A 26,243-nucleotide genomic window follows, 5' to 3' on the forward strand; every position below is an offset into this window, starting at 1 on the left:
TTCTTGCCCACGGGAGCCGGCACCGGCGTCATCTGGCGGTCGCAAAGCCGTCATGTCCACTACATCGCCATGGCCGAGCATGCCGGAAACCCGGAGGCCCGCCATGCGCTATGCCATCGTCACCGAGACCTATCCGCCGGAAGTGAACGGCGTTGCCCTCACCGTGCAGGGCCTGGAGCAGGGACTGCGTGATTCCGGGCATGAAATCGACCTGGTCCGGCCACGCCAGGCCAGCGAAGCACTGGACTCGGCACCGGGCACCCTGCTGGTGCCGGGCGCCGCGCTGCCCCGCTACCCCGGCCTGCGCTTCGGCCTGCCGGCGCCGATCCGGCTGGGCCGCCATTGGCAGCAACAGCGTCCAGACGCCGTCTACGTCGCCACCGAGGGCCCGCTGGGCTGGTCTGCACTGCGCACCGCACGCCGTCTCGGCATCCCGGTCGCCAGTGGCTTCCACACGCGCTTCGACGAGTACCTGCCCGACTACGGCGTGGCCTGGCTGCAGGCCGCCGCGATGCGCTGGATGCGTCGCTTCCACAATCAGGCCGATGCCACCCTGGTGCCCACCCGCGAGCTTCAGCAGTTCCTTGGCGAACAGGGTTTCGAGCGCGTGCGCCTGCTGGCGCGCGCGGTCGACAGCCAGCAGTTCGATCCAGGCAGGCGCGACCCGGCACTGCGCGAGGAATGGGGCGTGGACGGCAACGGCCTGGTGGCGATCTACGTGGGCCGCATCGCCGCGGAAAAAAACCTTGGCCTGGCTGTAAAAGCGTTCCGCAAGCTGCAGCAGATCCGCCCGAAGGCTCGCTTCGTGTGGGTGGGCGATGGTCCTGCACGCGAAAAGCTGGCGCACGAAAATCCTGACTTCATCTTCTGCGGCATCCAGCGTGGCGAAGCGCTTGCACGGCATTTCGCCAGCGGTGACCTGTTCCTGTTCCCCAGCCGCAGCGAGACCTTCGGCAACGTGACTCTGGAAAGCATGGCCAGTGGTGTAGCCACCGTGGCCTTCGATTATGGCGCCGCGCGCGAGTACCTGCGCAACGGCGAGAATGGCGCGGCAGTGGACAATGATGAGCAGTTCATCGAGGCCGCCGTGCGGCTGGCGGCCGATGATGCACAACGCCAGATGCTGGGCAGCACAGCCGCGCGCGCGATGAAGCGCCTGCATCCACAGCAGGTGGTCGCGGAATTCGATGCGCTGCTGGCCGAACTGGCCCACTCGCGGAGGAGCGGCCATGCGCACCACGCGGCTTGAACTGCTGGCCGACCGCGAAGCGCGCCTGTGCAGGCGCGCCAACCACTACTGCCGGCGTCGCCGCGTGCGTCGCCTGTTCTCGGTCATCAGCCGGCTCGGCGATGGCGTGTTCTGGTACGTGCTGATGGGCGCGCTGGTGCTGCTGGATGGCTTCGACGGCCTGCGCGCCTCGGTGCACATGGCGGCCACCGGGCTGGCCGCGCTGCTGCTGTACAAGGGCCTCAAGCGCTGGACCCGGCGCCCGCGCCCGTATGCGGCCGACCTGCGCATCCGCGCCTGGGTGGCACCGCTGGACGAGTTCAGCTTCCCCTCCGGCCACACCCTGCACGCGGTGTCGTTCACCATCGTCGCGCTGGCCTACTACCCGTGGCTGGCGCCGCTGCTGGTGCCGTTCACCGCTGGCGTTGCGCTGTCGCGGGTGGTGCTCGGCCTGCATTACCCCAGCGACGTGCTGGCCGCGACGGGCATCGCGGTGCTTCTGGCGTCGGCCAGCCTGGCCTGGCTTCCGCTGCCGGTGTGACGGCCGCCGCCGGGCATGGCGCGGCGCTACCGTCATCGTGGATGGCCTAGAATGCAGCCATGACCACGCTGTTCATTTCCGACCTGCACCTGGACCCCAGCCGTCCGGAAATCACCGACCTGTTCCTGCGCTTCCTGCGCGAGCAGGCGCCCGGCGCCGATGCGCTGTACATCCTCGGCGACCTGTTCGAAGCCTGGATCGGCGATGACACGCCCTCGCCTGCCGCCGACGCGGTGGCCGATGCGCTGAAGGTGCTGTCCGACAGCGGCGTGCCGGTGTACTTCATCCGCGGCAACCGTGATTTCCTGCTCGGCGAGGACTACGCACGCCGTGCCGGCCTGCGCATCCTGCCCGACCCGTGCATGATCGAACTGTACGGCCGCCCGGTGCTGCTGCAGCACGGTGACCTGCTGTGCACCGATGACATCCCCTACCAGCAGTTCCGTGCACAGACGCGCGACCCGGCCTTTCAGGCGCAGTTCCTGTCACAGCCGCTGGCGGCACGCATCGCTTTCGCACAGAAGGCCCGCGACGCCAGCCAGGCGCGCCAGTCCGAGATGAAGCAGGACGACCGTGCGCAGTTCGAGTCAGTGACCGACGTGGCCCCTGCCGAAGTCGAGGCCACCTTCGTCCGCCACGGGGTGGACACCCTGATCCATGGCCATACCCATCGCCCGGCAATCCACACGCTGCAGGCCGGTGGACGCGGCTGTACCCGCATCGTTCTGGGTGACTGGTACGAACAGGGTTCGGTGCTGCGGGTGGATGCCGACGGCTGGTCGCTGGATACCCTGGCGCGCGGCTGATGGATCGCAGGTTGCCAACCAAGGTTGGCATCTACCGGAGCAGGTACACGCGCCCGGGTAGACGCCGACCCTGGTCGGCGCCTGGACTCAGCGGAAGGCTGCGATGGTGGCCTTGGTGTTGACCAGCACGCGCTGGTTGTCGGCGGTGCTGGCATTGCCCATCGGGATGCCGTTGTAGCTGATGTTGGGGTTGGACCAGTAGTTCAGGCGCGGGCAGCTGCGGGTGCAGTTGTAGGCCATGATCGTGCGCCAGCCGGTACCCGTCGACGGCTCATAGCGATAGCCATGGCCATAGGCATAGGGCGAGGTGCTCGAATCGGTGGCGATGTCATGCCGCGCGCTCTGCAGGTGACCGATCTCGTGTGCGAACGAGTAGTAGCCGGTCGCGCAATCCCAGTACACCGCCGCGAACGCGGTCGATGCCGTCGAGCCGATACCCGAGGCCAGGCCGCAGTAGGCGGTGTTGTTGATCAGCAGCACGCCCACATCGGCGGCGGTGGAGTTGCGACTGGTATGGATGCTGTCCATGTAGCCATCGCTGGTGCCACGGAAACGCGCCAGGTCGGTATCGAAGCTGCCCGACTCGGTGTAGCTGGTGGTCTCGTAACCGGCCAGCTGCATGGTGATGCCGACGTTGCTGTTGACGTAGCCCTGGTTGGACTCGGCCACCGCCAGCTGCACCAGCGACTGCATGTTGCCGCCGTAGGCCGCCACCGCGGCATTGGTCGCCACCACCAGCACACGGATGGTCGCGGGGGTGCCGGACGAGGCCTGTGCGATGCCGATGCGATCGTTGTCGCCCATCGGGATCTTCGGCAGCTGGTTGTAGTCAGCCGGATGGTCGGCCGGCATCCGCGACTCATCCACTTCCACCAGCACATGGCGATTGCCCAGCGGACGCAGCCGGTACAGCTTGCCGTCCTTGCGGATGGAACCGGTGATGGTGTTGCCCGAGCGCACCAGGATCAGCGAGTTGCCGGGATCGTCCTGTCCGTTGGAGGTCGCCGCGGTCAGCTTGTCCGAAGGCGAGCGGAACTGGCCGTACCAGATGCTGCCACCATCGGGCAGCGCCTCGAGCTTGCTGCGCACGGCCTGCACGCGCTGGCCAAGCAGCTCGAACTCCAGTTGCGGCTGCGCAGTGGCCGCTGCGTCGACACGTACTTCCTGCACCGTCGCAGTGGACGGGGTGGCCAGCAGCTTGCCCAGCGCGGGCTCACTGTTTGCCGATGCGCGGCTGATGACCGTCACCGGCTCGAACAACGGTGCCGCATGCGCGGCCGCTGCCACCGACAAACCCAACACCAGGCCACCTGCCGCTTTGCCAATCGATCTGGACAACATTGCGTCGCTCCTTGAATGATGTGAACAGCGTTGATGCAGCACGCCCGGGTTTGCCGGGTCTGGCCATATGGCCTGCGCGGGTGGTGTGAATTCAATAGTTGATGCGAATGAAAATCAGGAATTGTGATCAACCGCATCTGCGTTCAGTCAGGTCAAAAGCGTCACTACACATCGCAAATACACGTTTTTCGCGCTACTTTGACGCGGCCAAGACGAGGAATGCACATGGCACGATCGCAGGACACGGACGAAGATGTCGGCTTGCTGCGGATCGGCCTGTTCTTCGATGGCACCCGCAACAACGCCCGTAACCTGGCGCGCGGTCGCCCGCAGCAGCCGCATCCACGCCCGGTGCAGCTGCGCGCGGATGATGACTCGACCTACCAGAGCCGGCTGACCAGCAGCTACGACAATGGTGAGACCAACATCGCCCGGCTGCAGCAGCTGTATCCGGACAGTCGCCGCGATGCCGTGGCCACGCCCTCGCTGTCGATCTATGTGGAAGGGGTCGGCACCCGCGATGATGCCGACGACGATCTGATCGGACTGGCCTTCGGCATCGGTGCCAGCGGCGTGCGTGCGAAGGTGCAGCGCGCGCTGCAGGTGCTGCTGCCGGCTGCGCTTGCCGGGCTGGCCGCGCGCTGGCGACAGCCGCTGCGCCGCGTGCAGCTGGATCTGTTCGGCTTTTCGCGAGGCGCCGCCGCGGCACGTGATATCGCCAACCAGCTGCAGGGCTGGGACGGTTCACGCTGGCGCCAGCTGCTGCAGGGGGCGGGCCTGGCCTGTGCCGCCGACTTCGCCCCCGCGGTGCCGGTCGTGCGCTTCATCGGCCTGTTCGACACCGTGGTTGCGGTCAGTGGCGGCCGCGCCGATGAACAGCCACGCCTCGCTCTGCACAGTGGCATCGCCGCGCACGTCGTGCAGCTCACCGCGCGCGACGAACATCGCCAGCATTACCCGCTGACCAGCGTCGCGCCGCCGTTCACCGAGATCGCCCTGCCCGGGGTGCATGCCAACATCGGTGGCGGTTACAACCAGCTTGAGGAAGGCCCCAAGCTGCTCAGCCGGCCACGGCGGCAGCAGCTGCGTCGCCCCGCTGTTGCTGACTACCAGATACCGCCGCTGGCGATGCTGCAGGCCACCACCGCGTACGCTGAAACGCAGGCCGATGCCGAACGCTGGCGGCAGCAGCTGGGCGTCGGCGACAGGGAAATCTGGGTGGATGTCTGGCACCAATGGCAGCAGCAGCGCCGGGCCGGCAGCCGCAGCGTGCTGTTGTCACCCGTGCTGTACGTCACCGCCGCAGTGGTGCTGCGCAGGCGCATCGACTGGCGCTACCAGCTGATCGCCCTGCAGGTGATGCAGCAGCATGCGATCGATGCCGGCGTGCATTGGCGTGCGCAGGCCGCCGCGGTCCAGGGCTGGGAACTTCCCTCCGCCCTGCAGCCGATCGCGCGTCGCCTGGTGGCCGGGCAGGCACTGACCCAGCCCCAGGAAGCGCTGCTGCGCCGTCGCTACTTGATGCAGTCGGCACACTGGAATTTCGATGCCCTGGGCGATACCGCACTGACCTACGCCGCCGACGCCGGCGTCAGCGAGCTGCCGTATCGACCGGGGCCGGGCCTGTTCTACATCAACCGGCCGACCGTGGATGGCAAGCGCGTGGTGCTGCCGAACGCATGAAAAAGGGGACGGAGGGAATTAAGTCGCTTGTGCCATAAGCGACTTAATTCCCTCCGTCCCCTTTTTCTCAGCCGGCCTGCTCGACCAGGTTGGCGAGTTCGTCGGCATCGAAGCCGGCCAGCAGGCGTGCTTCGATGTTGAACGGCCCATGCAGGTAACCGCCGGCGTACTCCAGCAGCAGTTCCTTGAAACGCGCGCGCGGCTCGACACCGGCGCGGTCGCAGTACCAGCGATACCAGCGCGATCCGGCTGCGACATGCGCGACTTCCTCGCGCAGGATCACTTCCAGCACATCGGCGGTTTCGCCATCGCCGACATTACGCAGCTTTTCGATCATGCCCGGGGTCACGTCCAGGCCGCGCGCTTCCAGCACGCGCGGCACCAGCGCCATCCGTGCCAGGCCGTCATGCGCGGTCTTTTCGCACATTTCCCACAGGCCGTTGTGCGCGGGGAAGTCAGCGTAGTCATGACCGTGCACCTGCAGGCGCCCACGCAGCAGCATGAAGTGCCGCGATTCGTCGTCGGCACAACTGACCCAGTCGGCGTGGAACGCCGGTGGCAGACCACGGAAGCGATACACCGCATCCCAGGCCAGGTCGATCGCGTTGAGTTCGATATGGGCGATGGCATGGATGAAGGCGGCCCGCCCTTCCACGCCACCCAGTCCGCGCCGCGGCACTTCGCGCGGATGCACCAGCACCAACTGCGCCGGCCGACCCGGCATGCGGATCGGCTCCGGCGGCGGTGCATCAGCGGCCACCTTCAGTCGGCCGGCACGGAACGCGGCGGCGTAGGCCTGGGTCAGCGCGACCTTGCGCAGCGGATCGGCTTCGGCCAGGCACCGCTGCGCGGCGCGCAGCAGGTCGCCTCCAACGTCGGGCACGTCCATCACGCCTGGACCTCAGGCGCGGCGCTTGTGCTTGGCGTCGTCCGAACGCAGCTGCTGGATGCGCTCGAAATAGCCCGGTTCGATACCGGTCGGGTAATGACCGTTGAAGCAGGACGAATCGAAGTTGCGCAGCGCCGGGTTGCCTTCGCTCACCGCCGCTTCCATGTCTTCCAGATCCTGGTAGATCAGCCAGTCACAGCCCAGGTGGGCTTCGATTTCTTCCACCGTGCGGTTGTGCGCCACCAGTTCTTCGGCGGCCGGCATGTCGATGCCGTAGATGTTCGGGAAGCGCACCGGCGGTGCCGCGCTGGCCAGGTAGACCTTGCGTGCACCCGCATCGCGGGCCATCTGCACGATCTGCTGGCTGGTGGTGCCGCGCACGATCGAGTCGTCCACCAGCAGCACCACGCGGTTGCGGAACTCCAGGTGGATCGGGTTGAGCTTGCGGCGCACCGACTTCACCCGCTCGCCCTGCCCCGGCATGATGAAGGTACGGCCGATGTAGCGGTTCTTGATGAAGCCTTCTCGGTACTTCACCCCGAGCACGTTGGAGATCTCCAGCGCGGCATCGCGCGAGGTGTCCGGGATCGGGATGATGGTGTCGATGTCGTGGTCCGGGCGCAGGCGCAGGATCTTCTCGCCCAGCTTGATGCCCATGCGCATGCGCGCCTTGTGCACCGAGACGTTGTCGATCATCGAATCCGGACGCGCGAAATACACGTACTCGAAGATGCACGGGGTGTGCTCGGCCGGCTCGGCACAGATCTCCGAGAACAGCTCGCCGCGCGCGGTGATCACCAGCGCTTCGCCCGGCTGCACGTCACGCACGCGCTGGAAGCCCAGCACGTCCAGCGCCGCCGACTCGGAGGCGACGATGTACTCATCGCCCTCGGCGTGGCTGCGCTTGCCCAGCACCAGCGGGCGGATGCCATGCGGGTCGCGGAAGGCGACCAGGCCCAGGCCGAGCACTACGCTGACCACCGCGTAGCCGCCCTTGCAGCGGCGGTGCACGCCGGCGACCGCGCGGATCGCGGCTTCCGGGCTGAGCTGGCGCTGTGCGTCCAGTTCGAACGCAAACACGTTCAGCAGCACTTCGCTGTCCGAATCGGTGTTGACGTTGCGGCGGTCCTGCTCGAACACCTGCTGGCGCAGCGCTTCGGTATTGATCAGGTTGCCGTTGTGGGCCAGCGCGATGCCGTAGGGCGAGTTGACGTAGAACGGCTGTGCCTCGTCCATGCCTTCCGAACCTGCGGTCGGGTAGCGCACGTGCGCAATGCCGACGCTGCCTTCCAGGGTCGACATGGTGCGCGCATCGAACACATCGCGGACCAGGCCGGTGGCCTTCTGCACGCGCAGGCGGCTGCCGCTGGCGGTGGCGATACCCGCCGCGTCCTGGCCACGGTGCTGGAGGACGGTCAAGCCGTCATACAACTGCCCGGCGACGTTCTGGTTGCCGACGATTCCGACGATGCCACACATGGTGCGAGGTCTCCGCTGGGCTGTGCCCAGTTACAGGGAAGGTGGCCGTACCTGGCCTGGGGGGGCGCCCGCAGCAGGCGCGGGCCGCGCCGGACGCGCAGGCGCCGGCTCGATGTTGCTGGGCAGTGTGGGGGCCTGCCTGGGCTCCCGCTCCACGTCCACGGGCTGCGGCCATCCGCCACCCGCCACTACCGTGTTGAGGACACCATTATCGCCTGTCGCCGTCGGCTTGCCCAACACCTGCGGTGTAGATGGGGCATTCTCGGCCAGGGGCAAGGGCAGCTGCGCCGGCAACAGGCCGTCCAGTGGCAGGGCCTGCGGCAACAGTTCGTCCAGTTGCGGCAGCTGGGCCTGCATCCAGGCCACGGCGGGCTGCAGCACGGGCCGCAGCTGTGACTGCTGCCAGGCCGGTTCGCCCGGCAGCGCCGTGAAACCGGCCAGCAGCAACAGGACGCTGGCCAGGAACAGCCCGCGGACCAGGCCCAGGGTACCGCCGAGCAGGCGGTCGACGCCGCCGAGCAGGGTCAGCTTGATGGCGGCCTTCAGCAGCAGGCCGATCAGCCCCACCACCACGACGGTCACAATGAACACGCCCAGGTATCCGGCCAGATAGTGGCCAGTACCCGGTGCCTGGGGGGCCGCCCACCAGTGCGAGGCTTGATTGCCGAAGGTGAAGGCCATCCAGCCGGCCAGCAACCATGACACCAGCGCGACCACCGTGCCGACAAAGCCGCGGATGAAACCGAACAGTACGGAGGCGCCGATCAGCACGCCCAGCACGATATCGATCACGCCGCCCGCTCCTGCCGGTGGCTGCAGCGGGTGACGCGCGCGGTCATGGGTGCGGTCGGACCATGCCCGCCACACCCACCTTGGCGGCGACCTGCGCCTTCAGCTGCTCGGCATCGGCGCGGTTGGCCACCGGTCCGACGCGGACGCGGTGCAGGGTTCCCTTTTCGGTGCGCACCTGCTCGACGAAGGCACTGAAGCCGGCGGCGCGGACCTTGTCGCGCAGCGCATTGGCATCGTTGGCCTGGCCGAACGCACCCAGCTGCACGGCAAAGCCGACGCCGCTGGCAGCAGGTGCCGCCGGTGTGGCCGGGGCTGTTGCCGGCTTGCTGGCCGTCGCCTCGGGCTTCGGCTCGGGTTTGGCTTCCGGCTTCGCCACCTCCGGCTTCAGCGCCGGCTTCGGCGGTTCCGGCTTGGCTGCCGGAGTCGTGGTGGCGGTCGGCGTGCTCGGCGGCAGGCTTTCGCTGCGCACCGGGTTGCCATTGGCCGACGGTGCAGTGGCTGCGGCCGGTGTGCTGACGCTCGGTGCAGCCGGGGCCGGGGTCGCGGCGACCGCGGCACTGTTGGCCGCAGGCGCATCCAGGGCAATGACTTCGGCCTTCACGTCGGCGCGGATCTTCACCGCCTGCAGGCGCGCGGCCTCGGCCTGGGCGCGGTCCGCATACGGCCCGACGCGCACGCGCCACGCCTGGCGGCCGTTGATGGTGGCCGCCTCTGCGAAGCCCGGCAGCTGCGAGCGCTTCAGGTAGGCAATCACCGCATCGGCGTCGGCCTTGCTGCCGTAGGCGCCGAAGGTAACCGCATAGTTGCCGGCGGCAACCGCCGGCGAGGAGTCCACGGTCGGCGGTGAGGCAGGCGTTGCAGCCTCCTGCACCGGCCTGGCCTGGCCGGTCTGCAGCCCGGTGGCGCCGCCTGCCGGAGCGACCAGCGGCAGCTCGCGGGTTTCGAACTGGCCATCGGCCGGCGCATTGGGCGCGGCGATGGGAACATTGGCGACACCACTGTCAGGTGCCGGTCCCTTGACCAGCATCGGCAGGAAAATCACGGCCAGCGCCACCAGCACGATGGCACCAATCAGACGCTGTTTCAGAGGCGTATCCACGTGAGGCAGGCAACTGTCCGGGGGTTGCCATTGATTATACGGGTGCCGGACCGGACGGCGTCGGCGTTGGCTGAACGCAGATCAGGCGTCGCTGTTCAACCAGTGCAGGGTGGCCGCAGCGGTATGGAAGGAGCCGAACACCAGCACGCGGTCGCCACGTCCGGCCTGCGCCAGCACCTGTGCCAGCGCCTGCTCGACGCTGCCGGCCAGTGCTGCCGTGGCGGCCACGGTACCGGCCAGGCGTGCCTGCAGCTGGGCAGCATCCTGCCCACGCGGGCCATCCAGCCCGGCCAGGGTCCACTCGCCCACCACGTCCTGCAGGGCCTGCACCACGCCCACCGCGTCCTTGTCCTGCAGCGCGGCGTACACCGCCAGGGTGCGCCCGGGCACCACTTCGGCCTTCAATGCGCGCGCCAGCTGGCCCGCGGCCTGCGGGTTGTGGCCGACATCGACCCGGATCTGCACGCCATTCCGCTCGAAGGCCTGCATCCGGCCCGCGATGCGTGCCGCAGCGATACCGGCGGCCCAGGCCGCACGCGGCACCGGCTTGTCCAGCGCACGCAGCGCGGCGATGGCGGCGCCAGCGTTGGCCAGCTGGATCGGGCCGGCCAGGGCCGGGGTCGGCAGTTCCATGCGCATGCCGACATCACGCCAGCGCCAGCGCTGGGCATCGATCGGTTCGTAGAAGTAGTCGCTGCCGCCGCGGATCGCATTGGCACCTACCAGATAGGCACGTGCGAGCACGCTCGACGGCGGGTCGGTCTCGCCCAGGATCACCGGCTTCCAGCCGCGGATGATGCCGGCCTTCTCGGCGCCGATCGCTTCGCGATCCTCGCCCAGCCACTCGGCATGGTCGATGTCCACGGTGGTGATCACCGCGACGTCGGCGTCGACGATGTTGACCGCATCGAGACGGCCACCCAGGCCCACTTCCAGCACCGCCAGATCCAGCCCGGCAGCGGCGAACAGCCACAGTGCAGCCAGCGTGCCGTACTCGAAATAGGTCAGCGTGATGTCGCCGCGCGCCGCTTCAATGGCGTTGAACGCGGCGACCAGCGCCGCATCGTCCACGTCCTGGCCGTCGATGCGCACGCGCTCGTTGTAGCGCAGCAGGTGCGGCGAGGTGTACGCGCCGACCTTCCAGCCGGCGGCACGCGCGATGGCTTCGATGAAGGCCACGGTGGAACCCTTGCCATTGGTGCCACCGACCACGATGGTGCGCTTGGCCGGCGCGCCCAGCCCCATCGCCGTGGCCACGGCGCGCACGCGCTCCAGGCCCATGTCGATGCTCGCCGGGTGCTGGCGTTCAATGTAGTCCAGCCAGTCGGCCAGGGTGGTCGGGGTGTTCGTCACGGCAGCAGTTCCAGCAGAAGCAGTTGATGCGAAAGGGTGGATCAGAGGGCGCGGTGCTTGGCTTCGCCGAAGAACGGCGTGTGATGGGCGCAATCGTTCAGGCGCACCACTTCCAGGCTGTCCAGGTCGGCGCCTTCAAGCAGGTTGAGCGTGGTCGGGGCCTGGCGGAAGGTCCACAGGCGGGAGATCGGCAGGCCCAGCACCTTGCACAGGATCACGCGGTTGACTGCGTCATGGGCGACCACCAGCAGGGTGTCGTGCTCGCCGAGGCCTTCGGTGGCGCGGGCCAGGCCACGCCAGCTGCGTTCCAGCACCAGCCGCAGCGATTCACCGCCCGGCATCAGCACGGTATCCGGCTCCTCGCGCCAGGCCTGCAGGCGCGACGGATCCTTTTCGTGGATCTCGCTGGCCAGCAGCCCTTCCCATTCGCCGTGGGCGATTTCCTGCAGCTCCGGCTCGGTCAGCAGCATGTCGGCGCGGGCAGCGCCAAGCGCCAGCTGCGCGGTGCGCTGCGCGCGCGACAGCGGCGAGGCGACGGCACGGGTGATGTCCACCGAGGCCAGGCGGGCACCCAGTGCCTGGGCCTGGGCTTCACCGATCGGCGAAAGCGGGATGTCGATCTGGCCCTGGTAGCGGCCTTCGGCGTTCCACGGCGTTTCGCCGTGGCGGGCAAGCAGGATGCGCATGCGTGCAAGGGGTCCTGGGGGGAGGAGGTTCCCGCGTTTCGTTCACATCCTGTGAAGTACGCGGAATACGGATGATACCCGTTCGGCGCACCGGGCCGGGCATGAAAAAACCCCGCGACGTGGGTCGCGGGGTTTCGGGATTTGCCGGCCAGCGGCCGGCACTGCCGCAACCTGGTTACTTCGCCAGGTTCAGTTCCTTCAGCAGCTCCGGTGCCGGTGCCACTTCCTGCATGATCCACTGCATGTAGCGGCTGTCGACCGCGATCATGCGGGTCATCACCGGATCGAACACCCAGTTGGAGCTGACCGATTCCCAGTTGCCGTCGAAGGCCAGGCCGACCAGCTTGCCGTTCGCATCCAGCACCGGCGAGCCGGAGTTGCCACCGGTGATGTCCAGGTTGGACAGGAAGTTCACCGGCACCGAGCCGACGCGCTTGTCTTCCAGGCCGCCGTAGCGCTTGGCTTTGACCGCGTCGAGCAGTGCCTTGGGCGCATCGAACGGATCCACGCCGGTGTCCTTGGCGACAATGCCTTCCAGCGTGGTGAACGGGGTGTAGGCCACTCCATCCTTGGGCGCATAGCCCATCACGTTGCCGAAGGTGATGCGCAGCGACAGGTTGGCATCCGGGTAGACGAATTCGCCCTGGCTCTTCTTGTAGTCGGCCAGTGCCTGCAGGTACAGCGGGCGCGCGGTCAGCGACTCGCCTTCGCGGATCTTCTTCTGCTCTTCCTGCTTCAGCAGTGACGGCATGATCGCCACCGCGTACTGGATGGCCGGATCGGTGCTGGCTTCGAACGCGGCGCGGTCGGCCTTGAACCACTTCAGGCGCGCGTCCAGGCTGCCCAGCTCAGTGCCCGACAGCTTGCCCACCAGCGCCTTCACTGCGTTGGCATCGCTGCCGCCCAGCCAGGTGTTCAGCACGTCGTTGTTGCGCTGCGCGGCCGGCAGGGCGACGTACTGGTCCAGCCAGTAGGTCTGCAGCTGCTGGTCCATCTTCGCCACATAGCGGCGATCCATCTGCTTCAGGCCACCTTCCAGGGTCGGCAGGTCGCGCTGCTGGTAGCCGACTTCACGCTCGGCATCCGGCTTGGTGCGCTCGATCGACAGGCGGTACAGGCCGATGGCGGCGCTGATTGCCGAGGTGTTGTTGAACTGGCCGACGAACAGGTCACGCTCGCGGGTCGCCTTGCTGGCGTCCAGGTGCTTGATCAGCTGCGCGTGTGCAGCCAGGGCCGGCTTGCCGGCGGCGCCCTGCTTCTTCAGCCAGGCCAGCACGGCGGCTTCTTCAGCCTGCTTCTGGCCAGCGGCGTCGATGCGCTTGAAGCCTTCCAGCTGGCCGGCATAGTTCTTGGCCACGTTGTTCATGCTGGCCGCGGTGGCGGCGTACTTCACCTTGACGTCGGCGTCGGCCTTGCCGGCCTCGTCGATCATCTTCAGCACCGCATTGTAGTGCTTGGCGATGGTCGGGTAGGTCCAGCTGGCGGTTTCGTTGAACTCACCGGCCAGCGCGTAACGGTTGGTGCGACCCGGATAACCGGCCACCATCACGAAGTCGCCGGCGCCCAGCGGCTGATCGGTGAACTTCAGGAAGTGCTTGGGCTGGTACGGCACGTTGTCGGCCGAGAACGCCGCCGGCTTGCCGTCCTTGCCGACGTAGGCGCGGTAGAACGAGAAGTCGCCGGTGTGGCGCGGCCACATCCAGTTGTCGACGTCGCCGCCGTACTTGCCGACGCTGCCCGGGGGCGCGTAGACCAGGCGCACGTCCTTGATTTCCATGTTGCGGAACAGGCGGTAGGTGTTGCCGCCGGAGAAGGTGTACAGGCGGCAGCGGAAGCCTTCCTCGGCTTCACAGGCGGCGACCTGGGCCTTGTCGAAGGCGTCCAGCGCGCGGCTGCGGGCCAGCGGATCGTTGCCGGCAGCGGCGATGGCGGCCTTGGCCTGGGCGGTGACGTCGGTGATCTGGTCGAGCACGTAGACACGGGCGTTCGGACCGGCACTCAGCTCATCGCTGTGCTTCGGGGCGTTGAAGCCGTCCTTGATCAGGTTCTTCTGCGCGGTCGAGTTCAGCTGGATCGCACCGTAGGCACAGTGGTGGTTGGTGACCACCAGGCCCTGCGGCGAAACGAAGCTGGCGGTGCAGCCGCCAAGCGCGACCACGGCGCCCATCGGGTCGCCGGTGAGGTTGGACAGCTGCTCCGGGGACAGCTTCAGGCCGGCCTTCTGCAGCGGGCCGGCGATTTCCGGCAGCTGCTGCGGCACCCACATGCCTTCAGCGGCATGGGCGACCTGGACCAGCCCAAGGCTGGCGACGATGGAGAATGCAAGCAGGTTCGAGCGCATGGAGCGGCCCCTGGTAGTGGAACCCTCGATTGTAGCCCGCCGCCCTGCCCCGGCCCGAACCCCGGAAGTAATGCAATCAGGTGCTTCCACCGTTCAGCGTCTCCATTGCGATCGGTCAGAGGCGAGAGGCCAGGCCGATGCAGGACACGCCGTAAACCCATCCATGGGGGCTCGGTCGCGCCATCCATGGCGCTCACGGTCCTGCGTCGGCCTGGCCTCTCGCCTCCCCACAGTCCCCTGGCCTCGGACGGTAGCGCCGAGCCATGCCCGGCGAGCGAAGCGGCGCCGCTGTTCGCAGTACGTTCGAAACGCCCACCGGCGCACGCCTTTCGTTCCGCCACTGCACCCGCAGCGCAACATGGGAAATCCGCGCGGCGTCCTATAATCCGCGCTTTCCCCCTGACGAGTTCCACCCCGATGGCGCAGCAAACGATGAAGGCCCTGGTCAAGCGCGAAGCGGCCAAGGGCATCTGGCTGGAAGAGGTTCCGGTGCCGACCCCGGGCCCGAACGAGGTGCTGATCAAGCTGGAGAAGACCGCGATCTGCGGTACCGACCTGCACATCTACCTGTGGGACGAGTGGAGCCAGCGCACCATCAAGCCGGGCCTGACCATCGGCCACGAGTTCGTCGGCCGCATCGCCGCGCTCGGCTCGGCGGTGACCGGTTATGAAATCGGCCAGCGCGTCTCGGCCGAAGGCCACATTGTCTGCGGCCACTGCCGCAACTGCCGTGGCGGCCGCCCGCACCTGTGCCCGAACACCGTCGGCATCGGCGTCAACGTCAACGGCGCCTTCGCCGAATACATGGTGATGCCGGCCAGCAACCTGTGGCCGATCCCCGACCAGATCCCGTCGGAACTGGCCGCGTTCTTCGACCCGTACGGCAACGCCGCGCACTGCGCACTGGAATTCAACGTGATCGGTGAGGATGTGCTGATCACCGGCGCGGGCCCGATCGGCATCATCGCCGCCGGCATCTGCAAGCACATAGGTGCACGCAACGTGGTGGTGACCGACGTCAACGACTTCCGCCTGAAGCTGGCCGCCGACATGGGCGCGACGCGCGTGGTCAACGTCGCCAACCAGTCGCTGAAGGACGTGATGAAGGAGCTGCACATGGAGGGCTTCGACGTGGGCCTGGAAATGAGCGGCAATCCGCGTGCGTTCAACGACATGCTCGACTGCATGTACCACGGCGGCAAGATCGCCATGCTCGGCATCATGCCCAAGGGCGCCGGCTGCGACTGGGACAAGATCATCTTCAAGGGCCTGACCGTGCAGGGCATCTACGGCCGCAAGATGTACGAGACCTGGTACAAGATGACCCAGCTGGTGCTGTCCGGCTTCCCGCTCGGCAAGGTGATGACCCACCAGCTGCCGATCGACGACTTCCAGAAGGGCTTCGACCTGATGGAACAAGGCAAGGCCGGCAAGGTGGTGCTCAGCTGGAATTGATTCATCGCCGCGTGCGATGGGTGGGTGGGTGGGTGCCGAGCTTGCTCGGCACACCTTGAAACTGAAAAAGGCGCCCGATGGGCGCCTTTTTCGTAAAGCGTGCCAGGCAAGCCTGGCACCTACCGAAGCAAGGGTTATTTCCCGACCGCCACGGTCAGCAGTACGCGGCTGTGTGCGAGCTTGCCGGAATTGTCACGGCCATTGCCGTCGGTGCCGTAGTAGCCCAGGCCGACATTGAACAGGCCGAACTGGCGGCTGACGCCGACGTTCCAGTCGGTGTAGTCCTTGGCCAGGCCCTTCTCGAAGCTGCTGCGGCCGACATTGGCGTTCAGCGTGAAGTCCTGCGGCAGGCCCCACTGGCCACCGACGCCGTAGTACCAGCCGTCGGTACCGCTGTTCCACTGGTCGTTGGTGTAGGCCACGATCAGCTTGTAGGTCTCGTCCAGCGTGGTGGTGGTGACCAGCTCGTTGTAGTTCTGGCTGCTGGCGCCGAGGTAGGTGTAGCGGTTCAGCAGCACGTCGAAGTTGACGCGCGGGGTGACGTCCACGCCGTAGCCGATCTGGTAGTCGATCTCGGTGTTCGGGTCGCCCGGTCCGAAGTCCACGCCCGAACCCCAGACACCGGCGTACAGGCCGACCGGCGAGGTGTAGGTGAAGCCCGCCTGCAGGGTCGGCTTTTCGTCGGTCTGCGACACGCCGCGGAACAGGTAGTCCGACACCGCCGTGACATTCCAGCTGTAGGGCGATTCGTTGTCCTGGGCGCTGGCGGCGAACGGCGCGAGGGTCAGGGCGGCGGCAATGGCGAGGCAGGCACGGGCGTGCTTCATGGGCGTCTCCGAGGGTGGCGGGGGCGGGAAGGGGGAGCGGGCAACCGGCGCCAGACAGGCGCGGTTCACGAATTTTTAACCCGTTTGCTATTGCGATGCAACATGTGCCGGCCATGGCGGTGCCCCGCCCGGCCCGGTCGATGGCCATCGTTGCCAAGTAGAATCGGCGGTTTCCCCGTGCTGAGCCGTGCCCACGCCATGACCGACGCCTCCTCCGCCCTGACCCGCCACTACGCCGAGGAACTGGACGCCATCCGCGCCCAGGGCCTGTTCAAGTCCGAGCGGATCATCACCAGCCCCCAGTCGGCCGAGATCACCCTCGACGACGGCCGCAAGGTGCTGAACTTCTGTGCCAACAACTACCTGGGCCTGGCCGACCATCCGGACCTGATCCAGGCCGCCAAGGACGCATTGGATACCCACGGCTTCGGCATGGCCTCGGTGCGCTTCATCTGTGGCACCCAGGACCTGCACAAGCAGCTGGAGAAGCAGATCGCCGACTTCTTCGGCAAGCAGGACACCATCCTGTATGCGGCCTGCTTCGACGCCAACGGTGGCCTGTTCGAGCCGCTGCTCGGCGAGAACGACGCGATCATCTCCGACGCGCTGAACCATGCGTCCATCATCGATGGCGTTCGCCTGTGCAAGGCCAAGCGCTTCCGCTACGCCAACTGTGACATGGCCGACCTGGAAGCCCAGCTGCAGGCCGCCGATGCCGCCGGCTGCAAGACCAAGCTGATCACCACCGATGGCGTGTTCTCGATGGACGGCTTCATCGCGCCGCTGGACGAGATCACCGCGCTGGCGAAGAAGTACAACGCGCTGGTGCACATCGACGAATGCCATGCCACCGGCTTCCTCGGCGCCACCGGCCGTGGCTCGGCCGAGGTCAAGGGCGTACTGGAGAAGATCGACATCATCACCGGCACCCTGGGCAAGGCCATGGGCGGTGCACTGGGCGGCTTCACCTGCGCCAGCGCCGAGGTGATCGAACTGCTGCGCCAGCGCTCGCGCCCGTACCTGTTCTCCAATTCGCTGCCACCGCACGTGGTCGCCGCCGGCATCAAGGCGTTCGAGATGCTGGCCGCCGCTGACGACCTGCGCGGCACCCTGGCCGAGAACACCGCCTACTTCCGCGAGAAGATGACCGCCGCCGGCTTCGACGTGAAGCCGGGCGTGCATCCGATCAGCCCGGTGATGCTGTACGACGCGCCACTGGCACAGAAGTTCGCCGAGCGCCTGCTCGAAGAAGGCATCTATGCGATCGGCTTCTTCTTCCCGGTAGTGCCCAAGGGCCAGGCCCGCATCCGCACCCAGATCAGTGCGGCACACAGCCGCGAGCACCTGGACCGCGCGATCGATGCCTTCACCCGCATCGGCGTCGAGCTGGGCGTGATCAAGGGTTGATCCCACACGCAGAGCGTGCCGACCAGGGTCGGCACCCACCGGGGCTTGAGGACGTGCCGACCAGGGTCGGCACCCGCAGGCCTTATTTCTTTTTCTTCTTGTCCTTGGGCTGATCCTTGCTGGCCACCACCACCGGCTTGGCGGCGGCGTCCTGGCCATTGCCCTTGGCAACGCGGATGCCGTTGGCCTTCATCCAGGCATCGAACTCGTCGGCGGTCATCTTCCTGTCGCCGTCGCTCATCAGGAAGCGGTAGCTGCCGCGGCCATCCAGCTCCGGGGTCTTCACTTCCACCACGGGGGTCTCGGCCGGCGTTTCCGCCTTGGCCACCTTCTTGTGGCCGCCACAGGCGGTCAGCAGCACCATCGGCAGCAGCAGGCCTGCACAGCGCAGGGTTTGGTTGAGGGTCAGGTGGTACATGGGCAGGCTCCGTTCGGGAAATTCAACAACCAGGCGCCCCTACGCCTGGAACGGTGGCCGGCAACCGCCGGCCGCGGGCGATGGTCAGCCCGGTGCAGCGGCCCCCAGCCGCTGCTGGTCGCTGACCTCCAGAACCCGCCATTGGCCCTTGCCGAGATCGCCGAGCACCAGCCCACCGATCGCAACCCGGACCAGGCGCAGCACCTGCAGGTCGAAGGCCGCCAACAGGCGGCGGATATGGCGGTTGCGGCCCTCGTCGAGGACCACCTCCAGCCATGCGGTCTTGTCACCGCTGCGCAGCACGCGCACGGACTGGGCGGCGAGGAACTCGCCTTCGTCCTCCACGCCCGCCTGCAGTGCCTCCAGGGTGGCGTGATCGGGCATGCCATCCACCTGCACGTGGTAGGTCTTGTCCGGCCCACTCTGCGGGTCGGTCAGGCGCGCAGCCCACTGCGGATCATTGCTGAACAGCAGCAGCCCTTCGCTGGCCTTGTCCAACCGCCCGACCGGTGCGATCCATGGCAGGCCGGCACCATCAAAGCAGCGATACACGGTGTCGCGGCCGCGCTCATCCTGCACGGTGGTCACCACCCCGCGCGGCTTGTTGAGCATCAGGTACAGGCGTTGTGGCGCTGCCAGCGGCTGGCCGTCGAGCTCGATCGGCGGCGCCGGCTGGCCAATCGGAAACTCCGGATCGCGGACGATGCGGCCGGACACCCGCACACGGCCTTCGGCGATCCAGCGCGCGGCCTCGCTGCGCGAGCACACGCCGGCCTTGGACAGCACGCGCGCCAGGCCATGGCGCACGCCACTGGAGACATTCGGAACCGCACGCCCACGCGGTGCGTGGGAGCGGGCGGCGGGGGCGGCAGGTGGGCGGCGCGTGCGCAAGCCTCTGCTCCCCGCGGCGCTTACTTCTTGTCGACCGGCTTGGTCTCAGCCGGTGCTTCGGCCGCAGCCGGGGTGGCGGCCGGAGCCGGACGCGCCTTGACCACGCGCACACCACGCGCCTTCATCCAGGCGTCGAATTCTTCGGCGGTCATGCGCTTGCCGTTCTGGCTCATGTCAAAGCGCCACGGCGTGTTGTCGAACTCGGTCTGCGGCTTGTAGGCCGCCGGATCGTTCGGCTTCACCGCCGGCGCGCTCGGAATGGCCTTGGCGATGTTCTGGCAGCCATCGATGCGCAGACGCTGCAGCACCTGGTCCAGCGACTGCGACGGGTCGTAATTGCCGCTGAGCACGCCAGCCGGCATGCCCAGCTGGTTGCCACGGATGTACAGCTCGTCGGCCACCGGTGCGATGGTCGTGGCCGGCAGCGGCAGCGGCGAGGCGCTGGTGTTGACCGAGCAATCGACCGCAGCGTGGGCGGCGGGAACCAGGGCCAGTGCCAGGACGGCGGCCGATGCAGAGCGCAGCATGAGGGACATCCACGGAAGGAAGTGACGCGGCGAGTTTAGCAATGCCGCGTCATCTTTCAAGCGCCACTTTCAATGAATACGGCAACTCATTGGTTTTACGAAAAAAATACCGACGAACGGTCGTCATCGCGGAGGAAGAGCCGGATTCCGGGCCGCAGAAACAACAAGACCCGGCCGAAGCCGGGTCCTGCTGTGTCCTACTTGCAGAGCGTCAGAACTTAGTTCTGGACGTTCAGCTCGGTACGACGGTTCTTGGCGCGACCTTCCGGGTTGTCCGAACCATCCGGGTTGGTGTTCGGAGCAATCGGACGGCTCTCGCCGTAGCCGATCGGGCCGACCAGGCGACCGGCGTCAACGCCGTTCTTGGTCAGGTAGTTGTACACGGCGGTGGCGCGACGCTCCGACAGCTTCTGGTTGTAGGCGTCGGTACCCTTCGAGTCGGTGTGACCGGCAACTTCAACGCGCAGATCCGGGTAACGCTTCAGGATCTCGGTGGCTTCGCTCAGGATCGCCACGGCGTCCGGACGCAGGTTCGACTTGTCGAAGTCGAAGTTGACGCCCTTCAGGTCGATGGAGACCGGCACCGGGCAACCGTCCGGACCGATGGTCTGACCCGGCTGCGAGTTCGGGCACTTGTCGTCGCAGTTGTTGACGCCGTCACCGTCGTCATCCAGGTCGGCGCAGCTCGGGGCAACCGGAGCCGGAGCCGGAGCAGCCGCGACCGGAGCCGGGCCCAGCGGGATCACGACGCCGACCGAAGCCAGCACGTCGCCGAACCAGCTTTCATCGCGTGCGGCGATGCTCTGGTCGTCGAAGTCAGCGCGGTAGGCAACTTCGGCGCGGACAGCAACGCGCTTCTCGAAGGTGGTCTGCAGACCAACGCCGACCTTGGCGGCGAAGTTGCCGTCCTTACGCTTGCGCGGGCCGTTGTTGTCCAGGGCCGGGTACTGCTCTTCCGACTTCTGGTAGCCCAGGCCACCCAGGATGTACGGGTTCCAGCCGCGGCCTTCCTTGATGAAGTGGCGACGCAGGTCCAGCGAGGCGCCGTACTGCGACCAGTTCAGGTCCTTGTTCGAATCGAAGTTCGGGTTCTGATAGTTCAGCTCACCGTCCAGCGACCAGTTCGGGCTGATGAACTTACCCAGGCCCAGGGTCACGAACGGAGCGTCATTGGTCAGACGGTCGTTGTCCTGGAAGTTGAAGCCGGCCGAACCGGTCAGGTACCAGCGGTCATCGAACTCCTGCGCCGACGCAGCCTGGGCGAAAGCCAGACCACCCAGCAGCGCGGCAGTAAGGATCTTCTTGTTCATTGAGTACAGCTCCTATTTCGGGGGTATGAAACCGGTAGAGGCATGGGCCAGCACTACTGCGTCGATGTACGACAGCCGATTCAGCACGCCACCGCCGCGAACATTATGCTCAGGCGGGTGAAGGTCATGTTAACAGTCCCGTAACATGTGAAGTATCGCGCCCGACCCTCCACCGGTCCGACGTTGAAACCCTATACAGGATGATGAAAATCCGCAAGACCCGCACGCTGCAAGGGTTTGACGGGGTTTAAGTGGCAAAAACGACATACTGCGCAAGCGGACGCGCCGCGTGGTTCAGCGCACTTGCTGAAAGGTGAGGAACCTTATGATGGGACCACGAACCCAGCCGGAGCCGAGATGAAAGCCGTCGCCCTGAGTCGTGAATCCGCCCCTTCCCTGTGTGATGTCCGCCTGCCACCACCGCTGCCTCCGCGTGGCCGCGATCTGCTGGTCCGGGTCGAAGCGGTCTCGGTCAACCCTGTCGACGGCAAGCAGCGTGCCGCCACCGATCCGGCCACGCTCGCAACGCCCCGTGTACTCGGCTGGGATGCCGCTGGCGTGGTCGAGGCGATCGGTGACGAGGCCAGCCTGTTCGCCTCCGGTGACGAGGTCTACTACGCCGGCGATGTCACCCGCCCAGGCTGCAACGCCCAGTACCAGTGGGTGGATGAACGCCTGGTCGCACGCAAACCGACCACGCTGGATTTCGCCGAAGCTGCGGCCCTGCCACTGACCACGCTCACCGCCTGGGAGTTGCTGTTCCAGCGCATGCCGCTGCAATTGGATGACCGCCGTCATGCCGGCCAGCACCTGCTGGTGATCGGCGGCGCAGGCGGCGTCGGCTCGATGGCGATCCAGCTGGCCCGCCACGCCGGCTTCGAGGTGATCGCCACGGCGTCCCGCGAAACCTCGGTTGACTGGTGCCGGCAGATGGGAGCCCAGCATGTGATCGACCATCGGCATGCGCTGCTCCCGCAGTTGCAGGCGCTGGGCATCGATGCGGTACAGGTCGCGCTCAACCTGGCCGACACCGACCACTACTGGGATGAGCTGGGCCAGCTGCTGGCACCGCAGGGCCATGTCGGCCTGATCGTCGAACCGCGCGGCGCGCTGCGCATCGGCGATCCCTACAAGGCCAAGTGCATCGGCATCCACTGGGAATTCATGTTCACGCGCTCGCGCTTCGGCACTGCCGACCGCATCGAACAGCACCGGATTCTCAGCCGCGCGGCCAGCATGATCGACGCCGGCCAGCTACGCGGCACCCTCAGCGAAACGCTGGGCAGGATAAATGCAGCCAACCTGGACAGCGCGCATCAACGCCTGGCCAGCGGCCGCACGGTGGGCAAGCTGGCGCTGGCAGGCTGGGACGACTGACGCCGGCGCGGCGCATCCACCTGTGCGGTCGGATTGGCCGCCATCTGTATCTATGGATGTGACTGAATGGCGATTAGGGTGGGAACAGATCCTCCTCCCCCGAGCCCCGTCATGCCCTCCGCCCTGCCCCTGCGCCTTCTGCAACTGATCGTCGGCCTGTTCCTGTACGGCTTCGGCGCCTCATTGATGATCCGTGCCGCGATCGGAGTCGCGCCATGGGATGTGCTGTCACAGGGCATCGCCGCACAGACCCCGCTTTCGTTCGGCCTCGCCACCAACGTGATCGGTGCTCTGGTGTTGCTGCTGTGGTGGCCACTGCGGCAGAAGCCGGGCGTCGGCACCGTGCTCAACGTGCTGCTGATCGGCCCGTCCGCGCAGTTCGGGCTGTGGCTGCTGCCGCCTGCCGTCGGCCTCGGCTGGCAGCTGGCGATGTTCTGCGCCGGCATGCTGCTGGTCGCCCTGGCCACCGGCCTGTACATCGGCGCCAAGCTCGGCCCGGGCCCGCGCGATGGCCTGATGACCGGCCTGCACGCCCGCACCGGCTGGCCGATCTGGAAGGTGCGCAGCCTGATCGAGGGCAGCGTGCTGCTGCTGGGCTGGTGGCTGGGCGGCAACGTCGGCCTCGGCACCCTGGCCTTCGCCCTGCTGATCGGTCCGCTGTGCGGAGTAACGCTGGGCTGGTTCGGCATTGGCCGGCCGTCGCCGGTCGCGCCGGCCGCTGGCCGGCAACCGCAATCACCCTGAGCTGATCGGGATCCCGGCCAGCGGCCGGCACGACCGCCCCCGGAGTTCGGGGGCAGCGCCGCAGGCGCGGGGGCGTGGAGGCCGGTAAGTGGGGCCCGCGGTTCGCGCAGCGAATTGCGGGAGCGACAGCACGCATGTGCCGAGCGTACCCGGCCAGCGGCCGGCACTACCAGCGAAGCAGCCCTTGCTCCGGCCGCCGTTTCGCGGCACGCTGCGCGCTTCCGTACGCAAGCGTATCGACCATGTCGCCAGCCAACGAAAGCGCCTATCCCCACCTGTTCACCCCGCTGGACCTGGGCTTCACCCAGCTGCGCAACCGCGTACTGATGGGCTCGATGCACACCGGCCTGGAGGATCGTGCACGCGATTTCCCGCGGCTGGCGGCCTACTTCGCCGAGCGCGCCGAGGGTGGCGTCGGCCTGATCGTCACCGGTGGCTTCGCACCGAATGTGGTCGGCTGGCTGAAGCCGTTCGGCGGCAAGCTGTCCTGGCCCTGGGAGGTGCGCCCGCACCGGCAGCTCACCGCCGCCGCGCACCAGCACGGCGCGAAGATCTGCCTGCAGCTGCTGCATGCCGGCCGTTACGCCTACCACCCGTTGTCGGTGGCACCGTCGAAGCTGAAGGCACCGATCAACCCGTTCACGCCGCGCGCGCTGTCGGCCAGCGGCGTCGAACGGCATATCGCCGACTACGCGCGCAGCGCGAAGCTGGCCCGCGAGGCCGGCTACGACGGCGTGGAAGTGATGGGCTCGGAAGGCTACCTCATCAACGAGTTCATCGCCCCGCGCACCAACACGCGCAGCGACCGCTGGGGCGGCGACGCCAGCCAGCGCATGCGCTTCGCGGTGGAGATCGTGCGCCGCATCCGTGAAGCCTGCGGTCCGGACTTCATCATCATCTACCGCCTGTCGCTGGTGGACCTGGTCGAGGACGGCAGCAACTGGCAGGAGATCGTGCAGCAGGCACAGGCCATCGAGGCCGCCGGTGCCACGATCATCAATTCCGGCATCGGTTGGCATGAAGCGCGGATTCCGACCATCGCCACCTCGGTGCCGCGTGCGGCCTTTGCCAGCGTCACCGCCAAGCTCAAGCCACATGTGGCGCTGCCGCTGGTCGCCACCAACCGCATCAACATGCCCGACGTTGCCGAACGCATCCTGGCCGATGGCGGTGCGGACATGGTGTCGCTGGCGCGCCCGCTACTGGCCGACCCGCAATGGGCCAACAAGGCCCGCGCCGGCCGTGCCGAGGCGATCAACACCTGCATCGCCTGCAACCAGGCCTGCCTGGACCACGTGTTCGAGAACAAGCTGGCCAGCTGCCTGGTCAACCCGCGTGCGGCCCACGAGACTGAGCTGGTCTACCGCCCGACCACCGCACCGAAGAAGGTGGCCGTGGTCGGTGCTGGCCCGGCCGGGCTGGCCTGTGCCACCGTCGCCGCCGAGCGCGGCCATCAGGTCACCCTGTTCGATGCCAATGAGGAGATCGGCGGCCAGTTCAACGTGGCCAAGCGTATTCCGGGCAAGGAAGAGTTCTACGAGACACTGCGCTACTTCCGGCACAAACTGGCCGAAACCGGTGTGCAGCTGCGCCTGGGCACCCGTGCCGACGCCGCCCGCCTGGCCGGCTTCGACGAGGTGGTGCTGGCGACCGGCATCACCCCGCGCAGGGTCGATTTCCCCGGTGCCGATCACGCCAAGGTGGTCAGCTACCTGGACGTGCTGCTGGGCCGGGTCGAGGTCGGCGCCAATGCGGCGATCATCGGCGCCGGTGGCATCGGCTTCGACGTCGGCGAGTTCCTCAGCCACGCCGGTGAATCGCCGTCGCTGGACCCGCAGCGCTGGATGGCCGAATGGGGCGTGGATGCCACCTTCGAGGCCCGCGGCGCGCTGGCCCGGCCGCAGCCCGAGGCCTCGCCGCGCCGGCTGTGGCTGCTGCAGCGGAGCGCCGGCAAACCGGGGGCGCGGCTGGGCAAGACCACCGGCTGGATCCACCGCGCCACGTTGAAAGCCAAGGGCGTACGCATGCTGGGTGGCGTCGAGTACCTCGGCGTGGACGACGAGGGCCTGCGCATCCGCGTCGAAGGCAGCGAGCAGCTGCTGCCGGTCGACCATGTGGTGATCTGCGCCGGGCAGGAGCCGAACCGCGCACTGCAGGCCGAACTGCAGGCCGCCGGCATCAGCGCACAGCTGATTGGCGGCGCCGACGTGGCCGCCGAACTGGATGCGAAACGGGCCATCGACCAGGGCAGCCGGGTTGCCGCCGCGCTCTGATGCGTGCCTGAATGGGGAGCGGAATGTGATTTTCGTCACCCCTGCCGAACCTGAATGTCAAGCCGGATGATTCATGATGCGTTCGGCTATGCCCCCCTACCTTGCGCCATCTTTCCGCTCACCAGCCAGTTTCCGGTGAGCCGGCGCGGCCCCCTCGATCGGTATTGATCGTTTCTTTTGGGGCCGCCCACGGGGCGGCCCCGATGGCCGCCTCCCCATGACGCCAAGTCGTACCCCGGCCCGCAGCCCCCGCTGCGGGAACCAAGAGGTGCGGCCCATACGGAGCAAGGAGTTATATGAAACTGGCCTGGATTCTCTGGCTGTCGCAGTTGTTGCCGCAGCCGGCCGCTGATTCATTGTGTTTGAGCACCACCGTGTACCTGGAAGCCCGCGACCAGACCCTGCGCGGCCAGCAGGCCGTCGCCGAGGTCGCCCTGCGCCGCCTCGACAGTGGCCTGTGGGGCGACTCGATGTGCCAGGTGGTCACCGCGCGCAAGCAGTTCGCGCCGACCATCGTCTCCCCCGGCACCCAGCTGGGCAATGACGCCGCGTGGAGCGAAGCGATGAACGTCGCTTTCGACGCCGAGCGCAACTGGGCGCTGCCGGCCGGCGAGCGCCGCGAGATCGTGCCGGGTGCCAGCCACTTCGCCGCGCTGTCGATCGCCAGCCCGAACTGGCGCAATGCCTACCAGGTGGCCACCATCGGCGATCACACCTTCTATAAGGTGCAGAACCTCAAGCCACGGCAGTCGTAACGATCCGTGCTGGCGGCAGCG

Annotated in this window: 23 protein-coding genes; 10 read left to right on the plus strand and 13 right to left on the minus strand. The window is 67.3% G+C overall.

The annotated features are described in order from the left end of the window. Positions 1-103: 103 nt before the first annotated feature. From AC5P7U_RS14180 to lpxH, 3 genes are read left to right on the plus strand one after another with little or no spacing between them, the layout of a single operon-like run. On the plus strand, positions 104-1,249 hold the full coding sequence (locus AC5P7U_RS14180) for a glycosyltransferase family 4 protein (protein WP_004154534.1): 1,146 nt from the start codon (positions 104-106) through the stop codon (positions 1,247-1,249). Further along, positions 1,230-1,769 carry a phosphatase PAP2 family protein gene (locus tag AC5P7U_RS14185; RefSeq protein WP_004154533.1) on the plus strand — a complete coding sequence of 180 codons (540 nt, stop codon included), beginning with the start codon at positions 1,230-1,232 and terminating at the stop codon, positions 1,767-1,769. The genes AC5P7U_RS14180 and AC5P7U_RS14185 overlap by 20 nt, the downstream gene beginning before the upstream one ends. A 59-nt stretch (positions 1,770-1,828) precedes the next feature. Continuing rightward, positions 1,829-2,575: a UDP-2,3-diacylglucosamine diphosphatase gene (gene lpxH / locus AC5P7U_RS14190; protein ID WP_004154532.1), complete on the plus strand. Its 747-nt coding sequence runs from the start codon at positions 1,829-1,831 to the stop codon at positions 2,573-2,575. Positions 2,576-2,662: 87 nt separating this feature from the next. Here lpxH and AC5P7U_RS14195 read toward each other — a convergent pair whose 3' ends face one another. Next, positions 2,663-3,916: a M12 family metallo-peptidase gene (locus tag AC5P7U_RS14195; RefSeq protein WP_004154531.1), complete on the minus strand. Its 1,254-nt coding sequence runs from the start codon at positions 3,914-3,916 to the stop codon at positions 2,663-2,665. Positions 3,917-4,141: 225 nt separating this feature from the next. Between AC5P7U_RS14195 and AC5P7U_RS14200 the strand changes: the two genes are divergently transcribed. Next, entirely contained in the window at positions 4,142-5,599 is a 1,458-nt protein-coding gene (locus AC5P7U_RS14200) for a phospholipase effector Tle1 domain-containing protein (RefSeq protein ID WP_495221221.1), read from the plus strand. 67 nt (positions 5,600-5,666) lie between these two features. On the opposite strand, the gene AC5P7U_RS14205 is transcribed toward AC5P7U_RS14200, so the two are convergent. From AC5P7U_RS14205 to AC5P7U_RS14235, 7 genes are all read right to left on the minus strand, one after another. Beyond that, a complete protein-coding gene (locus AC5P7U_RS14205) occupies positions 5,667-6,488 on the minus strand; it encodes a ferritin-like domain-containing protein (RefSeq protein WP_004154530.1) in 822 nt (273 codons plus the stop codon). Positions 6,489-6,500: 12 nt separating this feature from the next. Further along, entirely contained in the window at positions 6,501-7,967 is a 1,467-nt protein-coding gene (gene purF / locus AC5P7U_RS14210; protein WP_008265108.1) for an amidophosphoribosyltransferase, read from the minus strand. Positions 7,968-7,997: 30 nt separating this feature from the next. Continuing rightward, positions 7,998-8,759, minus strand: a complete 762-nt coding sequence (locus tag AC5P7U_RS14215) for a CvpA family protein (RefSeq protein ID WP_004154527.1) — start codon at positions 8,757-8,759, stop codon at positions 7,998-8,000. A 43-nt stretch (positions 8,760-8,802) separates the two neighbouring features. Beyond that, positions 8,803-9,858 (minus strand): SPOR domain-containing protein, encoded by a 1,056-nt coding sequence (locus tag AC5P7U_RS14220; protein WP_004154526.1) that lies wholly within the window; start codon positions 9,856-9,858, stop codon positions 8,803-8,805. 81 nt (positions 9,859-9,939) lie between these two features. After that, entirely contained in the window at positions 9,940-11,211 is a 1,272-nt protein-coding gene (folC, locus tag AC5P7U_RS14225; protein WP_495221222.1) for a bifunctional tetrahydrofolate synthase/dihydrofolate synthase, read from the minus strand. A 41-nt stretch (positions 11,212-11,252) separates the two neighbouring features. Then, a complete protein-coding gene (locus tag AC5P7U_RS14230; RefSeq protein WP_008268389.1) occupies positions 11,253-11,897 on the minus strand; it encodes a histidine phosphatase family protein in 645 nt (214 codons plus the stop codon). A gap of 175 nt (positions 11,898-12,072) precedes the next feature. Then, positions 12,073-14,238, minus strand: a complete 2,166-nt coding sequence (locus AC5P7U_RS14235; RefSeq protein ID WP_308308131.1) for a S46 family peptidase — start codon at positions 14,236-14,238, stop codon at positions 12,073-12,075. 432 nt (positions 14,239-14,670) lie between these two features. Between AC5P7U_RS14235 and tdh the strand changes: the two genes are divergently transcribed. Then, complete coding sequence (gene tdh / locus AC5P7U_RS14240; protein ID WP_008267065.1) at positions 14,671-15,693, plus strand: L-threonine 3-dehydrogenase; 1,023 nt, start codon at positions 14,671-14,673, stop codon at positions 15,691-15,693. A gap of 134 nt (positions 15,694-15,827) precedes the next feature. Here tdh and AC5P7U_RS14245 read toward each other — a convergent pair whose 3' ends face one another. Continuing rightward, complete coding sequence (locus AC5P7U_RS14245) at positions 15,828-16,520, minus strand: TorF family putative porin (RefSeq protein ID WP_197563982.1); 693 nt, start codon at positions 16,518-16,520, stop codon at positions 15,828-15,830. Positions 16,521-16,718: 198 nt separating this feature from the next. Between AC5P7U_RS14245 and kbl the strand changes: the two genes are divergently transcribed. Then, positions 16,719-17,927, plus strand: a complete 1,209-nt coding sequence (gene kbl / locus AC5P7U_RS14250; RefSeq protein ID WP_008268606.1) for a glycine C-acetyltransferase — start codon at positions 16,719-16,721, stop codon at positions 17,925-17,927. Between the two features lie 82 nt (positions 17,928-18,009). Here the strand turns inward: kbl and AC5P7U_RS14255 are convergent, their stop codons facing one another. The 4 genes from AC5P7U_RS14255 to AC5P7U_RS14270 form a co-directional block, all read right to left on the minus strand. Next, entirely contained in the window at positions 18,010-18,345 is a 336-nt protein-coding gene (locus AC5P7U_RS14255; protein WP_049457302.1) for a hypothetical protein, read from the minus strand. Positions 18,346-18,429: 84 nt separating this feature from the next. After that, positions 18,430-19,236 carry a pseudouridine synthase gene (locus AC5P7U_RS14260; protein WP_414555208.1) on the minus strand — a complete coding sequence of 269 codons (807 nt, stop codon included), beginning with the start codon at positions 19,234-19,236 and terminating at the stop codon, positions 18,430-18,432. Positions 19,237-19,256: 20 nt separating this feature from the next. Beyond that, positions 19,257-19,763, minus strand: coding sequence for a hypothetical protein (locus AC5P7U_RS14265; RefSeq protein ID WP_008267393.1), 507 nt, complete (start codon positions 19,761-19,763; stop codon positions 19,257-19,259). Positions 19,764-19,981: 218 nt separating this feature from the next. Beyond that, entirely contained in the window at positions 19,982-21,073 is a 1,092-nt protein-coding gene (locus AC5P7U_RS14270) for an OmpA family protein (RefSeq protein WP_004154519.1), read from the minus strand. 357 nt (positions 21,074-21,430) lie between these two features. Here AC5P7U_RS14270 and AC5P7U_RS14275 point away from each other — a divergent pair, with 357 nt between their 5' ends. The 4 genes from AC5P7U_RS14275 (at position 21,431) to AC5P7U_RS14290 (ending at position 26,222) form a co-directional block, all read left to right on the plus strand. Next, complete coding sequence (locus tag AC5P7U_RS14275) at positions 21,431-22,450, plus strand: zinc-binding alcohol dehydrogenase family protein (RefSeq protein ID WP_495221223.1); 1,020 nt, start codon at positions 21,431-21,433, stop codon at positions 22,448-22,450. 111 nt (positions 22,451-22,561) lie between these two features. Then, complete coding sequence (yczE, locus tag AC5P7U_RS14280; RefSeq protein WP_197563985.1) at positions 22,562-23,194, plus strand: membrane protein YczE; 633 nt, start codon at positions 22,562-22,564, stop codon at positions 23,192-23,194. Between the two features lie 242 nt (positions 23,195-23,436). After that, the gene (locus AC5P7U_RS14285) at positions 23,437-25,467 is read left to right on the plus strand and encodes an FAD-dependent oxidoreductase (RefSeq protein ID WP_308309368.1); all 2,031 of its coding nucleotides are present in this window, start codon (positions 23,437-23,439) and stop codon (positions 25,465-25,467) included. Between the two features lie 296 nt (positions 25,468-25,763). After that, on the plus strand, positions 25,764-26,222 hold the full coding sequence (locus tag AC5P7U_RS14290) for a cell wall hydrolase (RefSeq protein ID WP_004154513.1): 459 nt from the start codon (positions 25,764-25,766) through the stop codon (positions 26,220-26,222). Positions 26,223-26,243: the final 21 nt, after the last annotated feature.

This window comes from Stenotrophomonas sp. YJH_SMC_57 (assembly GCF_059369755.1).

Bases quoted from the DNA above. Each gene is read 5' to 3' on its own strand.
- kbl (WP_008268606.1), top strand. From the start codon at position 16,719: ATGACCGACGCCTCCTCCGCCCTGACCCGCCACTACGCCGAGGAACTG.
- AC5P7U_RS14285 (WP_308309368.1), top strand. From the start codon at position 23,437: ATGTCGCCAGCCAACGAAAGCGCCTATCCCCACCTGTTCACCCCGCTG.
- purF (WP_008265108.1), bottom strand. From the start codon at position 7,967: ATGTGTGGCATCGTCGGAATCGTCGGCAACCAGAACGTCGCCGGGCAG.
- tdh (WP_008267065.1), top strand. From the start codon at position 14,671: ATGAAGGCCCTGGTCAAGCGCGAAGCGGCCAAGGGCATCTGGCTGGAA.
- AC5P7U_RS14180 (WP_004154534.1), top strand. From the start codon at position 104: ATGCGCTATGCCATCGTCACCGAGACCTATCCGCCGGAAGTGAACGGC.
- AC5P7U_RS14195 (WP_004154531.1), bottom strand. From the start codon at position 3,916: ATGTTGTCCAGATCGATTGGCAAAGCGGCAGGTGGCCTGGTGTTGGGT.
- yczE (WP_197563985.1), top strand. From the start codon at position 22,562: ATGCCCTCCGCCCTGCCCCTGCGCCTTCTGCAACTGATCGTCGGCCTG.
- AC5P7U_RS14290 (WP_004154513.1), top strand. From the start codon at position 25,764: ATGAAACTGGCCTGGATTCTCTGGCTGTCGCAGTTGTTGCCGCAGCCG.
- AC5P7U_RS14255 (WP_049457302.1), bottom strand. From the start codon at position 18,345: ATGTACCACCTGACCCTCAACCAAACCCTGCGCTGTGCAGGCCTGCTG.
- AC5P7U_RS14205 (WP_004154530.1), bottom strand. From the start codon at position 6,488: ATGGACGTGCCCGACGTTGGAGGCGACCTGCTGCGCGCCGCGCAGCGG.
- AC5P7U_RS14270 (WP_004154519.1), bottom strand. From the start codon at position 21,073: ATGAACAAGAAGATCCTTACTGCCGCGCTGCTGGGTGGTCTGGCTTTC.
- AC5P7U_RS14185 (WP_004154533.1), top strand. From the start codon at position 1,230: ATGCGCACCACGCGGCTTGAACTGCTGGCCGACCGCGAAGCGCGCCTG.
- AC5P7U_RS14275 (WP_495221223.1), top strand. From the start codon at position 21,431: ATGAAAGCCGTCGCCCTGAGTCGTGAATCCGCCCCTTCCCTGTGTGAT.
- AC5P7U_RS14235 (WP_308308131.1), bottom strand. From the start codon at position 14,238: ATGCGCTCGAACCTGCTTGCATTCTCCATCGTCGCCAGCCTTGGGCTG.
- lpxH (WP_004154532.1), top strand. From the start codon at position 1,829: ATGACCACGCTGTTCATTTCCGACCTGCACCTGGACCCCAGCCGTCCG.
- AC5P7U_RS14265 (WP_008267393.1), bottom strand. From the start codon at position 19,763: ATGCTGCGCTCTGCATCGGCCGCCGTCCTGGCACTGGCCCTGGTTCCC.
- AC5P7U_RS14200 (WP_495221221.1), top strand. From the start codon at position 4,142: ATGGCACGATCGCAGGACACGGACGAAGATGTCGGCTTGCTGCGGATC.
- AC5P7U_RS14245 (WP_197563982.1), bottom strand. From the start codon at position 16,520: ATGAAGCACGCCCGTGCCTGCCTCGCCATTGCCGCCGCCCTGACCCTC.
- AC5P7U_RS14230 (WP_008268389.1), bottom strand. From the start codon at position 11,897: ATGCGCATCCTGCTTGCCCGCCACGGCGAAACGCCGTGGAACGCCGAA.